At 43.6% G+C, this 12,906-nt stretch carries 10 protein-coding genes; 4 read left to right on the forward strand and 6 right to left on the reverse strand.

Annotated elements, in window-relative coordinates:
• The first annotated feature begins 23 nt into the window (after positions 1-23).
• Positions 24-242, forward strand: a complete 219-nt coding sequence (gene infA / locus BSZ04_RS18360; RefSeq protein ID WP_001040192.1) for a translation initiation factor IF-1 — start codon at positions 24-26, stop codon at positions 240-242.
• Positions 243-301: 59 nt separating this feature from the next.
• On the opposite strand, the gene BSZ04_RS18365 is transcribed toward infA, so the two are convergent.
• The 3 genes from BSZ04_RS18365 to clpS form a co-directional block, all read right to left on the reverse strand.
• Positions 302-1,339, reverse strand: a complete 1,038-nt coding sequence (locus BSZ04_RS18365) for a serine hydrolase domain-containing protein (RefSeq protein WP_088881086.1) — start codon at positions 1,337-1,339, stop codon at positions 302-304.
• A gap of 129 nt (positions 1,340-1,468) precedes the next feature.
• A complete protein-coding gene (clpA, locus tag BSZ04_RS18370) occupies positions 1,469-3,739 on the reverse strand; it encodes an ATP-dependent Clp protease ATP-binding subunit ClpA (RefSeq protein WP_038885816.1) in 2,271 nt (756 codons plus the stop codon).
• A gap of 48 nt (positions 3,740-3,787) precedes the next feature.
• Entirely contained in the window at positions 3,788-4,108 is a 321-nt protein-coding gene (clpS, locus tag BSZ04_RS18375) for an ATP-dependent Clp protease adapter ClpS (RefSeq protein WP_010447208.1), read from the reverse strand.
• Positions 4,109-4,806: 698 nt separating this feature from the next.
• On the opposite strand from clpS, the gene cspD reads away from it, so the two are divergent.
• Positions 4,807-5,025, forward strand: a complete 219-nt coding sequence (gene cspD / locus BSZ04_RS18380) for a cold shock domain-containing protein CspD (RefSeq protein ID WP_010447207.1) — start codon at positions 4,807-4,809, stop codon at positions 5,023-5,025.
• 147 nt (positions 5,026-5,172) lie between these two features.
• Here the strand turns inward: cspD and BSZ04_RS18385 are convergent, their stop codons facing one another.
• A complete protein-coding gene (locus BSZ04_RS18385; protein ID WP_088881087.1) occupies positions 5,173-7,398 on the reverse strand; it encodes an NADP-dependent isocitrate dehydrogenase in 2,226 nt (741 codons plus the stop codon).
• A gap of 371 nt (positions 7,399-7,769) precedes the next feature.
• Between BSZ04_RS18385 and BSZ04_RS18390 the strand changes: the two genes are divergently transcribed.
• Positions 7,770-8,474 (forward strand): pseudouridine synthase, encoded by a 705-nt coding sequence (locus BSZ04_RS18390; protein ID WP_071235710.1) that lies wholly within the window; start codon positions 7,770-7,772, stop codon positions 8,472-8,474.
• Positions 8,475-8,544: 70 nt separating this feature from the next.
• On the opposite strand, the gene BSZ04_RS18395 is transcribed toward BSZ04_RS18390, so the two are convergent.
• Positions 8,545-9,198, reverse strand: a complete 654-nt coding sequence (locus BSZ04_RS18395) for a DUF2057 family protein (protein WP_373854512.1) — start codon at positions 9,196-9,198, stop codon at positions 8,545-8,547.
• 99 nt (positions 9,199-9,297) lie between these two features.
• Positions 9,298-10,317, reverse strand: a complete 1,020-nt coding sequence (locus BSZ04_RS18400; protein WP_088881088.1) for a porin — start codon at positions 10,315-10,317, stop codon at positions 9,298-9,300.
• Between the two features lie 513 nt (positions 10,318-10,830).
• On the opposite strand from BSZ04_RS18400, the gene dinG reads away from it, so the two are divergent.
• A complete protein-coding gene (dinG, locus tag BSZ04_RS18405; RefSeq protein ID WP_088881089.1) occupies positions 10,831-12,906 on the forward strand; it encodes an ATP-dependent DNA helicase DinG in 2,076 nt (691 codons plus the stop codon).

Genomic DNA, 12,906 nt, shown 5'->3' on the forward strand with positions numbered 1-12,906 from the left:
GCCTAATTTCTAAAGAGGATTAAATGGCTAAAGAAGACGTAATTGAGATGCAAGGCACTGTGCTTGACACTCTACCAAACACTATGTTCCGCGTTGAACTTGAAAACGGTCACGTTGTGACTGCACACATCTCTGGCAAGATGCGTAAGAACTACATCCGTATTCTTACTGGTGATAAAGTAACTGTAGAGATGACTCCATACGACCTATCTAAAGGCCGCATCGTCTTCCGCGCTCGTTAATCATAGATTTTCGGATGCAAATAAAAAACGGAGCTTATTGCTCCGTTTTTTAGTTAATGCTAAAGCAATTCAGCCAGTTCCTTTGTGAGTTGCAATACCGGCCTGTTACCGACATCATAGTTACCTGCTGTCGCGACAATTACCGCATTTTTACTTGGTAGCATCATAATGTATTGCTCACCAATGCCTACCGCGGCAACAGCGTTATTGACATTTGATACTTGCCAAAAATGCAGACCGTACCCCATTTCATAGCCAGTAAATTGGCTCAATCTCAATTCATCAAACCATTTGTTGCCAACAACTCGTTTACCCGCATATTCACCTTTATGCAGCCACATAAGACCAAATTTACCCATATCAGTAGAGGTTAAGCGTAAGCCCCAATCTGCCCCAGGCTCTCCACTTCCTAATTGAGTTAACCATTGATACTGAACAATACCGAGAGGAGAAAAAAGCTTCTCCTTCATTACCTTTGTAAAAGGCTTTTCATAGACTTTCTCAATCACCTTAGAAAGCCCAATGGTTGAGAGCCCGCTATAGGCAAAGCGAGTTCCAGGTTCAAAAGAGAGAGGTGTAGACAAAAACTGCTCAAGCAAGTTTTTGGCATTATAGTGCCGAGCAAAAATATTGCCCTGCTTGTACGGAGAGCTCAATTCATCCAACGCAAAGCCAGTCGACATATTCATCACGTCTCGAAGGGTGATGTTCAGCTTCTTATCTCGATCACTAGCTTGATATTCAGGAAAAAAGCTAAAAATTGGTACATCTAAGCTTTCTATTTTACCTTCATCAATCGCAATGAAGATAAGGGTGGCTACAAACGACTTGGTTACTGAGTGAACATTATGAAGAACATCGCGACCTACGGCTAAGTTAGCGGTGTGGTAATTACCATTTCTTCCGCTTCCCTCTCGATAAAGTTCGAGCACTAAACGATCATTCTGCCAGACTAACAAACTATGGATGTTTGCCGCTTTACCTCGTTCTATGTGAGCGACTATAGGCTCAAAAACTGCGGCATTTTTCTCTATATGCAAATGACTATTGTCACAAGCAACCAACAGCAAGCACAGCACGATTAATAGTCGTTTCATTGAATTGACGCTCCAGTCCATATCCTACCCATGACTAAAACAGAATTAGTTTGCGACGTCAGCGTGCTATAAAAATAAAAAAAAAGCGTGCGACTCGTCGCACGCTTTTATCAGGACTAACTGATAATGTTAGTGAAGCGCAGCTTCTTTCTCGCTCAAGTACTCAAACTTAAGCTCGTCTTTCACTAGTGTCACCTTCACTGTACCACCGTCAACCAATGAGCCGAACAGAAGTTCATTCGCCAAAGGTTTCTTAAGCTGCTCTTGGATAACACGTCCCATTGGGCGAGCCCCCATCGCTTTGTCGTAACCTTTGTGCGCTAACCAATGACGAGCATCTTGTGATACTTCCATCGATACGCCACGAGCATCCAATTGAACTTGAAGCTCCACGATGAACTTATCAACCACTTGGTGGATCACCGCTTCATCCAAGCTATTGAACCAAATGATATTATCTAGACGGTTACGGAATTCTGGAGTGAACACCTTCTTGATTTCCGCCATCGCGTCATGGCTGTTGTCTTGTTGGATAAGACCAATCGATTTTTTCTCAGTTTCAGCCACACCTGCGTTGGTTGTCATCACAAGAATAACATTACGGAAGTCTGCTTTACGACCGTTGTTATCTGTCAGCGTGCCGTTATCCATCACTTGAAGTAGCAAGTTAAAGATATCTGGGTGCGCTTTTTCGATTTCATCAAGCAGAACGACTGAATGAGGGTGCTTAAGCACAGCATCGGTCAACAGACCACCTTGGTCATAGCCTACGTAACCAGGAGGCGCACCAATTAAGCGGCTTACTGAGTGACGCTCACCGTACTCAGACATATCAAAGCGCAGTAGTTCAATACCAAGCAGCTTTGAAAGCTGAACGGTGACTTCTGTTTTACCAACACCAGTAGGACCAGCAAACAGGAATGAACCTACAGGCTTGTTATCTACACCAAGCCCTGCACGCGACAGTTTAATCGCTTCAGAGAGTGCATCAATCGCGTTGTCTTGACCGAATACCAACATCTTCATCTTGTCATCAAGATTCTTCAGAATGTCTTTATCAGAAGACGACACTGATTTTTCCGGAATACGCGCCATCTTAGCAACCATCGATTCGATGTCTGCAACGCCAACGGTCTTCTTACGACGACTTGCTGGTGCTAGGCGGCTGCGTGCCCCCGCTTCATCAATCACGTCGATAGCTTTGTCTGGTAGATGGCGTTCATTAATGTATTTCGCCGATAGCTCTACTGCTGCGCGCAACGCTTTGTTGGTGTAACGCACTTCATGGTGAGCTTCGTACTTAGGTTTCAAACCAATCAAGATCTTCGTCGTATCATCCAAAGAAGGCTCTACTACATCGATCTTTTGGAAACGACGCGACAATGCACGCTCTTTCTCAAAGATGTTGCTGTACTCTTGGTACGTCGTTGAACCGATACAACGCAACTTACCGCTGCTTAACAGAGGCTTAATCAGATTAGCAGCATCGACTTGACCACCAGAAGCTGCACCCGCACCGATGATGGTATGAATTTCATCGATGAACAGAATCGCGTCTTCTTCTTTTTCAAGCTGCTTCAAAACAGATTTAAAGCGTTTCTCAAAATCACCACGGTATTTAGTACCAGCCAGTAGGGAGCCGATATCTAAGGAATAAATCACGCTATTTTGAATCACTTCAGGCACTTGGCCTTCCACAATTCTCCACGCAAGACCTTCCGCGATAGCCGTTTTACCTACGCCAGCTTCACCCACAAGTAATGGATTATTCTTACGACGACGGCACAGTACTTGGATCGTGCGCTCTAGCTCTTTGTCACGACCAATCAATGGGTCGATATTACCCGCTTTCGCAACTTGGTTTAGGTTAGTTGCAAAGCTTTCCAGACGCTCTTCTGGGTTGGTTTCTTCAGGTGCTTCTGAGCCAAACGAATCAGACGAAGAAGAATCTTCACTTGAGCCCGATGCTTTAGTGATGCCGTGAGAGATAAAGTTAACAATGTCCAAACGAGAAATGTCGTTCTTTTTAAGCAGGTAAGCTGCGTGAGATTCTTGCTCACTGAAAATGGCAACGAGGACGTTTGCCCCTGTTACTTCGCTGCGACCAGACGACTGAACATGGAAGACGGCGCGTTGAAGTACACGCTGGAAACTCAATGTCGGCTGGGTTTCGCGCGTCTCATCACTTTCTGGGATGAGCGGCGTTGTTTGGTCGATAAAAATATCGAGTTCATTTCGCAAAGCATCAAGGTCCGCTTTGCAGGCTAGAAGGGCTTCCTTAGCTGCATCATTTTCCAATAATGCAAGTAGGAGGTGTTCGACAGTCATGAACTCGTGGCGTTTATCACGTGCACGAGCGAATGCACCGTTAAGGCTTGACTCTAGTTCTTTATTTAGCATAAGTACCTCCCGAAAGAACAACTTGGGTTGCTCGAGCAAGTCTTCTTATTACGCTTGCTCCATAGTACATAGTAGCGGATGCTCATTTTCCCTTGAGTACATCGTCACTTGCGCTACTTTTGTTTCGGCAATTTCTGCGCTAAAGGTTCCGCAGACTGCCTTTCCTTCATAGTGAACCTTGAGCATAATTTGCGTTGCTTTGTCGATATCATGTGAAAAGAAACGCTCAAGTATCTCTATGACGAAATCCATAGGGGTATAATCATCATTATTTAGTACAACGTTATACAGCTTAGGAGGCTGAATTTTTGTACTTTCTTTCTCCAGAAGATCGGAGTCTGGAGTTACCCATTCAAAATTTTTACTCATGGCTATCTAAAAGTTATCGTATCAAAGGGTTGATGGTTTTACCTGCTTCGCAACAGACTACCATAAGCATACCGTGCGGTGTAGTGAGATAAGGCACCTAAATGCACTTTGATTGATAAAATTTTTCTCTTACATAGAGCCTAATCCACCAGTTCACTCGCTGCAAATAAAAGATTTTCTGATACGGACAAAAGCCGATTATTAAACCAGCAACTGAGTACTTTTCGTTGGTGGAATTTATCCCCCTCTCTAGTAAAAGGCAGAGATCACATTTACTCCACGAGCAACCTCTTAATTTCACTATTTATGCAGTTTCAACTCTTACCACACATTTTTCTAATATAAGCCTTGTGGATAGTATCTTTTACCACTCTTAATCACACTTACAGACCGATACTCTAATTCTCAGATTATATTGACAAAAGACATTGCAAAATTGTTAATCTCAAAAGTGATTTGTTTTCAAATATGTTGTTTTTTGTACATATTTGCTATTGACTGTCTCACCTCTTTGACTACAGTGGAATGTGTTGATGCATATTTTTTCAGTGGTGTTGTAGCTGGAGGCTTACTGCTTCGCTGAGAGTTTGCGCAACAATGACGTGTATTAGCATTATTGCTAAGAGAAGTACTTTGGCTAAAGGTATGGCCGAAGTGAAGAACAACATCAGTAAAAAATGCATGAGGGATGTAAACGCATGGCTACAGGTACAGTAAAGTGGTTTAACAATGCCAAAGGATTTGGGTTTATCTGTTCGGATCAAGAAGAGGGAGACATATTCGCCCACTACTCTACTATCCAAATGGACGGTTATCGTACACTGAAAGCAGGCCAACAAGTCTCATACGAGGTTGAAAAAGGTCCAAAAGGTTCACACGCAAGCAGCGTAGTACCAATAGAAGACCTAGCCAAATAGATAGAGCGCTGTCGGAAAGACAAACCATTTGCTCTCGTCAAAGCACAACATAACTTGCTTTTATGAAGAGAAAAATAAACCCGCTTAAAGCGGGTTTGTTGTTTTTATCAGTCTTTGACACGCGCTACCTAAGTAGCGCGTACAGAGTTACTTGTTGATAATAGCGTTCAACGTCGCGCTTGGACGCATCAATGTCGATGCTAGAGCGTCATCCAGAGAGTAGTAACCACCTAACTCACCTTTTACACCCTGGGCATTGTTTAGCTCAGAAACAATCGCGTCTTCTTGCTCTGCCAACGCTTTTGCTACTGGTGCAAACTCTGCCGCAAGATCGGCGTCTACCGCTTGCTCAGCCAAAGCTTTCGCCCAGTACGATGCCAAGTAGTAATGGCTACCGCGGTTATCTAACTCACCAACTTTGCGAGAAGGTGATTTGTTTTCATCGAGGAACTCACCTGTCGCTTTATCAAGTGCATCGGCCAGAACTTGAGCTTTTGCATTGCCAGCAACTGTACTTAGATGCTCAAGAGACGCAGCAAGTGCAAGGAACTCACCTAGAGAATCCCAACGCAAGTGGTTCTCTTTCTCTACCTGTTGAACGTGTTTAGGAGCTGAACCGCCCGCACCTGTTTCGAATAGGCCGCCACCATTCATAAGTGGAACGATAGACAGCATCTTCGCAGATGTACCTAGCTCTAAGATTGGGAACAAATCAGTTAGGTAGTCGCGAAGTACGTTACCTGTTACCGAGATTGTATCTAGACCTTCTTTGATACGCTCTAGAGAGAATTTACATGCATCGATTGGTGCAAGGATCTTAATTTCTAGACCTGAAGTGTCGTGTGCAGGAAGGTATGCATTTACTTTCTTGATAAGCTCTGCATCGTGAGCACGCGCTTCATCAAGCCAGAACACAGCCGGTGCACCCGAAGCACGAGCGCGAGTTACAGCAAGTTTCACCCAATCTTGGATCGGCGCATCTTTGACCTGACACATACGGAAGATATCACCTTCTTCTACAGCTTGCTCAAGAAGAACTGCACCAGAAGCATCTACAACGCGTACAGTACCTGCTGCATCTAGAATGAATGTTTTATCGTGTGAACCGTATTCTTCGGCCTTCTGAGCCATTAGGCCTACGTTTGGAACGCTACCCATTGTTGTTGGGTCAAACGCGCCGTTCTCTTTACAGAAGTCGATAACCGCTTGGTAAATACCTGCGTAGCTACGATCTGGAATCATTGCTTTAGTATCTTTCTGCTTACCGTCTGGTCCCCACATTTGGCCAGAAGCACGTAGCATTGCAGGCATAGAAGCATCAACAATGATATCGCTTGGTACGTGTAGGTTAGTAATACCACGATCTGAATCCACCATCGCTAGTGCTGGTTGCGTTTCGTATACCGCAAGAATAGCCGCTTCGATTTCTGCTTTTTGTTCAGCAGGTAGCGCATCGATCTTCGCATATACGTCACCGATACCGTTGTTTACATCAACGCCTAGCTCTTCAAACAGCTTGCCGTATTTCGCAAATACGTCTTTGTAGTAAACCTTAACTGCGTGGCCGAAGATAACTGGATCCGACACTTTCATCATGGTCGCTTTCATATGCAGAGAAAGCAGGACGTCTTGTTGTTTTGCTTCTGCAATTTCTTTCTCGAAGAACTCAACAAGCGCTTTCTTGTTCATTACTGAACAATCGATCACTTCTTTGTCTTGCAGAGGGAATGCTGATTTAAGTTCTTTTACCGAACCATCAGCAGCAACAAATTCGATTTTTACGTCAGTCGCACCAGAAACAGTTGTCGACTTTTCACTACCGAAGAAATCGTTGTCAGCCATGCTTGAAACATGAGATTGGGAATCAGCTGACCATGCACCCATTGAGTGTGGATTCTTCTTCGCGTAATTCTTTACTGAAAGTGGCGCACGACGGTCTGAGTTACCTTCGCGTAGAACTGGGTTAACCGCACTACCTTTGATTTTGTCGTAAGTCGCTTTAATCGCTTCTTCTTCGTAAGTGCTCGGTTCTTCTGGGTAGTTTGGTAGTTCGTAGCCTTTTGCTTGTAGCTCTTTAATAGCCGCTTTTAACTGTGGAATAGACGCAGAAATGTTTGGAAGCTTGATGATGTTTGCTTCTGGTGTTTTTGCCAACTCACCAAGTTCTGTTAGCGCGTCACCGATGCGCTGATCTTCTTTTAAATGCTCTGGGAAGTTAGCGATAATACGACCCGCTAACGAAATATCACGTGTATCTACATTAATGCCAGACGATGCGGTAAACGATTGAATGATTGGTAGTAATGAATAGGTTGCTAACGCCGGGGCTTCATCAGTGATTGTGTAGATAATTGTAGGTTTTTCTGTAGGCATGAAATTTCCCTATTTTTTACTCAACTAAGCTGAACAACTCAGCAACTGAGTTTGTTGAATTGACGCATTGCTAAACGTTAGTAGTGCATTTCTCCTCACCAACGCGACATGCGGTTTGCACTCTTTTTTATAGTTTGAAGCTCTATGGCTCTCTATCCATGAGTACACTTTGTGCCAAGTTTACTTTTATGCTGTGCTTATGTAGGAACACCGCCCTAAAAGCAACTTGGCTATATCATTAAACAAATAACACTAAATAGTCTATTATTCTGTGCGCTTTTGTTAGTTTTAGGCGCGCAAATGATAGCCGATCAGAAGAAAACTTAAAACTTTCAAACACAGTTCATTTACATTTTTGCAAGGTAGTTAACATGTCATCTCGCACGGGTCATGAGAAAGGTCGCCGCAGCAACCAATCTAAATCAAGCCATTTTAAACGCTCAAGTAAGCCAAACCATTCAAATGGACCAGCTAAAAATAGGCCAGGCCGCACAACCCGATCCTCAAACCCCGCGAGGCCACGCATTGCACCTGAAGATCGTAAAGTGATTATCTTCAACAAGCCATATGACACGTTAAGCCAGTTTACTGATGGGGATGGTCGCAAAACCTTAGCGGATTACATCCCGGTGAAAGATGTATACGCTGCAGGGCGATTGGATAGAGACAGTGAAGGTCTGATGGTGCTAACAAACGATGGCATCTTGCAGGCTAAGTTAACGCAGCCTCAATCGAAATCACCAAAAACCTATTGGGTACAGGTAGACGGAGCACCTCAAGAAGAAGACTTAGAGAAGCTACGAAAGGGAGTTGAACTGAAAGACGGCATGACGTTACCAGCAAAAGTTGAAGTGATGCCTGAGCCAGCGATCTGGGACAGAATCCCACCCGTCCGGTTTAGAGCAAATATCCCTACGACTTGGTTATCCATTACCATCATTGAGGGTCGAAACCGTCAAGTTAGGCGGATGACGGCGCATATCGGCTTCCCAACACTGCGTTTAGTTCGTTACTCAATGGGCGATATACAGCTTAATGATTTAACACCCGGAGAGTGGAAAGAAATCAAACTCTAACTTCAAACCTCAAAAAACATAAAAGCAGGCATTGGCCTGCTTTTTTAGCTTTTACTACTACAAATAACGATTATTGTTGAGCGACCCACTTCTTAAATGTTTCTTTTTCTTGTGGCGTTGCTTTGTTATACATCGTCTTTAAAAGATCAACCATTTGGCTGTCTTGAGTTGTGGATTTCTGGCTACTCTTAATTTCCTGAGCTTTAGGCTCTATTTCGCTTACCGCTTGTTGGTGTTGGTTAACCGTCACGTAAGTAACCGCGACACTAGCAAGACCACCAGCGATATTGTAGTTGCGTGCCTCTTGAGAATAGTTACGACCGATTTGAACGCCATCAGATTCTAATACGTCTTCAACCAAATCAATTGGCTGCCCTTTAGAATCAAGCAACTGCCACGCCAAAGGAGAAATGTTTGTTTGTGCTTGGCGATAAGTTTTGAATTTAGGTAACTCGAACGTTAGTTCTTCATCTGTTGCATCGAATTTGGCTATGATGACGTCACCATAAACGCCTTTAATGTCATCACCGATTTCAAACTCTGGCTGATATTTGAAAACAATCTGGTTTGTTCCGTCCGGGATCTCCATCGTTTTCTCATCTGAAAATAAGCCGCCCTCTAACTTTGGCTTCTCCATATTTACAGACAATAATTTCACATCCTCAGGCACTACCAGAGTTGTCGCAGCGTACAGGTTTGCACTTGCAAACAAAGACAATACCATTGCTGCTTTTAGTGATAACTGCATAGACTTATATTCCTTATCTTCAATAAAAAAGACCCAGCACTAGGCTGGGTCTTACAATATCAAACTGGGTTTTGATTACCAGTAGAAACGTGCACCAACACCGAAGTCAGTTGTGCTATCAACTTTAGAGTTGTCTAGCTTAGTTTCTTCAAATTTGTAAGCACCTTCAGCGAATACGCGAGCCCACTTAGAGAACTTGTATTCAACACCAGCGTAGAAACGAGAGTTGTCAGCGTCTACTGAACCAGCTTTGTCAGAAGAAGATGCTACTAGCTCGTAACCAGAGTAAAGAGTTGTTTTAGGAGCAACTGCGAACATACCCGCTAGAGAAAGAGCGTGAGAGTCGATTGTTTCGCTTGCAGCTTTGTCATCGTTCTCGTTGTAGTAGTATGTTGCACCTAGAGTGTGTTCACCTAGAGCGTACTCAGCAGTTACTTCGAAAGATAGGTTTTCGCTGTTGTTGCCTTTAGAAGCGATCTTGTTCTCAGAAGATAGAACACCCGCGTGCATAGATAGGTCACCGAAAGACTTACCTACGAATACTTCGCGAACTTCTTCGTTCTTGTCATTCTCGCCAAGTGCGTAACCCGCTTTTAGCCAGAATGCATCGTTTTCGAATGCGTATTTGATTTGAGAAGAGTTGTTCCAAGCGTGTCCGTAAAGAAGTGCAGAACCGCCGAAGAAGTATGAGTAATCAGCACCGTAAACGTCATCCGCGAAAGTACCTTCTTTACCGAAGCGGATAGTACCCATTTCACCCATGTCGAAACCGATGATGTGACGACGAACGTATACTGTATCGTCTGTACGCTCGCTTGAGTTTTCTTCAGCGCCGTAGTTGTCACCTAGACCTACACCTAGTTCAACTTCACCTAGAACTTTTAGGCCGTCGTTTACAACGTAAACACCGTTAACACCCATACGTGAAGAGCTAGTGTTTAGCTCAGCTGTGTGGTCGTTGCTCTCTAGGAATAGAAGAGTTGGACGTAGTTGACCGTAAAAATCAACAGAACCGCCTTCAGCTTTGTATACTTCAGCTGCGTTTACTGAAGTTGCAGACGCAACTACAGCTAGAGCTAATAGAGTCTTTTTCATAATTAATCCACTGCCTTTTCTTAGTTTGGGATATCCTTGTCCGATTCCCTTTTTTTATTTTCGAAACCACTTGTTATCGAAGCGTAACAATGTTGGTTTGCAAAATCTGGGCACTAGAGTGCAAAAGATTATTCTGCCTGTCAAATTTTCTAAATATTTACATCAAAAAACAAAAATATACTTTAAAAACAATAACTTGATTTTTTATATTTAAATTATTCGATGAACTTCTAAACAATCGACTTGATTTTTATTAATTTATCATTTCATTAATAAGCAGTTTAAAACATCAAAAAACAATCTATACAACCACCAATAAAGAACAAAACACTACCAAACTGGCATTTTTGAAGTTTTATATATTTCATTCCATGAAATTATTTTCATTTGAATTAGGTTCAATATTTTTTTGTGAACAAGATCTACATTCCATACAAAAGCATTCCATTTTGTGAACTACTGTACAGCTAGTGAAGTGTGCTACTATGCGCCACCAACGCATTTGAGGCCCGTATGCTAACCAGTAACATTCAAAAGTCGATTCGAAACAGCTATCAGAACTTACAAGCTCAACTGGACAACTTTGTGCCACGTCGAGCACAAAACTATCTAGTCGCTGAGATTGCAAAAACGCTATGCGGGCAATACCACAAATCAAATCGTATGCTAATTGCTGAAGCTGGTACCGGGATCGGGAAGTCTTTATCTTACTTAATGGCGGCGATTCCCGTTGCGGTACATAACAACCGTAAAGTTGTGATATCGACTGCAACAGTGGCTTTACAAGAGCAGTTGGTAAACAAAGATTTGCCTCTTTTCCGTCGTATTACAGATCGAGAGTTCTCCTTTATTTTGGCCAAAGGCCGCCAACGCTACTGCTGTGCAGAGAAACTTGCTACTGCAAGCGGAGTTGATGGTGGTCAGCTCGCTATGTTTGAGACAAAACCAAAGAAGAAAGACATCGAGCTTCTAGAGACCATGTATCGTTCTCTTGCTCAAGGTAAGTGGGATGGCGACCGTGATTCTTGGCCAAAGCCAATAGATGATCGTCTATGGCAGCTTATTGTGAGTGATAAGCACAGCTGTAATAATAGCTTACCTGCCCATCGCAACTGCCCTTTTCAGAAAGCTAGAGCAGAGTTAGACAAGAATGATGTCATCATTGCCAACCATTCATTAGTGATGGCTGATGCAGACTTAGGCGGTGGCGTGATTCTCCCTGAGCCTGAAAACACGATTTATGTGTTTGACGAGGCCCACCACCTACCCCATGTAGCTCGCGACCATGCATCCGCATCTGCGAGCTTGAAAGGTGCGGCAGCTTGGCTAGAGAAGCTCAACCAATCGACCAGTAAGTTTTCATCCTTAGCTGATGAGAAGCGTGTCGCCCGTTTTCGCAATGATTTACAGGAATCGGTGCAAGAGCTCATCCCGGCACTGAGCCAACTAACCAAACAGTTCGATCCTGCACAGTTCGAAGAAAACATTTATCGTTTTGAACATGGCGAGCTGCCCACTTGGTTAGAAAATCAATCTAAAGATCTTAAGCAACTCAGTAAGAAAGCGAATCAAAGTGTGGCTAAGATCGCCGATCTTATAGCTGAGCGAGTGAAAGATGGTGAACTTTCATCAAGGTTGGCAGAACCTGCCCTCGCTGAATTAGGTTTTTACATTCAGCGCTTGGAAAACCTAGCACAGGTGTGGAACCTAATGGCAGAGCCTACCCGTGACAAAGGCGCTCCTCTGGCTCGATGGCTGGAAAAACACCCAGACCAAGAAGGCGATTATATAGTTAGTGTTTCGCCACTGGAGATTGGCTGGCAACTCGATCAACAAATCTGGAGCCGCTGCATTGGTGCAGTCCTAGTATCAGCAACGATGCGCGCACTAAACTCCTTCCATTACTTCTGTCATCAAGTAGGTGTCGATGCGAAACCTGAGTCAGGAACTCAATTTTTAGCATTAGCTTCTCCTTTCGACTATCAAAATCAAGCCGAGCTTTTGATTCCAGCGATGAAGTATGAGCCTCAAGCGCCGCAATTTACCGAATATCTTATTGAAATTTTGCCTAAGTATTTAGAAGACAACAAAGCAAACTTAGTATTATTCTCCTCTTATTGGCAAATGAACCAAGTGGCGGATGCGTTAAGTTCAGATTTCATAAAACGGGGCTGGGCACTACAAGTTCAAGGCGAAAGTTCACGCGCAGAAATTCTAAAAAAACATAAAAAGCTCGTAGATCAGCAGAAAACTAGCATTCTTTTTGGTACAGGAAGCTTCTCGGAAGGTCTTGATTTACCGGGAGAGCTACTAGAAAACCTCATCATTACTAAGATTCCATTTGGTGTCCCTACTTCTCCGGTAGAACAAGCACACTCGGAATACATAGAGAAGAAAGGAGGGAATCCGTTTATGCAGATCACCGTGCCTGACGCGAGCAAAAAGCTGATTCAAAGTGTCGGTCGTTTACTGCGCAAAGAACGCGATTCTGGTAGAGTGACCATCCTTGATAGACGCTTAGTAACAAAACGCTACGGGCAAGCTTTAATTGACTCGCTTCCGCCGTTTAAACGCAAGATCGAATATTAG

The organism is Vibrio rotiferianus (assembly GCF_002214395.1).
GTDB lineage: Bacteria > Pseudomonadota > Gammaproteobacteria > Enterobacterales > Vibrionaceae > Vibrio > Vibrio rotiferianus.

What these genes read in the sequence shown, in the direction of transcription:
- infA (WP_001040192.1), top strand. Translation starts at nt 24, where the DNA reads ATGGCTAAAGAAGACGTAATTGAGATGCAAGGCACTGTGCTTGACACT.
- BSZ04_RS18400 (WP_088881088.1), bottom strand. Translation starts at nt 10,317, where the DNA reads ATGAAAAAGACTCTATTAGCTCTAGCTGTAGTTGCGTCTGCAACTTCA.
- clpS (WP_010447208.1), bottom strand. Translation starts at nt 4,108, where the DNA reads ATGAGTAAAAATTTTGAATGGGTAACTCCAGACTCCGATCTTCTGGAG.
- BSZ04_RS18395 (WP_373854512.1), bottom strand. Translation starts at nt 9,198, where the DNA reads ATGGTATTGTCTTTGTTTGCAAGTGCAAACCTGTACGCTGCGACAACT.
- BSZ04_RS18365 (WP_088881086.1), bottom strand. Translation starts at nt 1,339, where the DNA reads ATGAAACGACTATTAATCGTGCTGTGCTTGCTGTTGGTTGCTTGTGAC.
- BSZ04_RS18390 (WP_071235710.1), top strand. Translation starts at nt 7,770, where the DNA reads ATGTCATCTCGCACGGGTCATGAGAAAGGTCGCCGCAGCAACCAATCT.
- dinG (WP_088881089.1), top strand. Translation starts at nt 10,831, where the DNA reads ATGCTAACCAGTAACATTCAAAAGTCGATTCGAAACAGCTATCAGAAC.
- clpA (WP_038885816.1), bottom strand. Translation starts at nt 3,739, where the DNA reads ATGCTAAATAAAGAACTAGAGTCAAGCCTTAACGGTGCATTCGCTCGT.
- cspD (WP_010447207.1), top strand. Translation starts at nt 4,807, where the DNA reads ATGGCTACAGGTACAGTAAAGTGGTTTAACAATGCCAAAGGATTTGGG.
- BSZ04_RS18385 (WP_088881087.1), bottom strand. Translation starts at nt 7,398, where the DNA reads ATGCCTACAGAAAAACCTACAATTATCTACACAATCACTGATGAAGCC.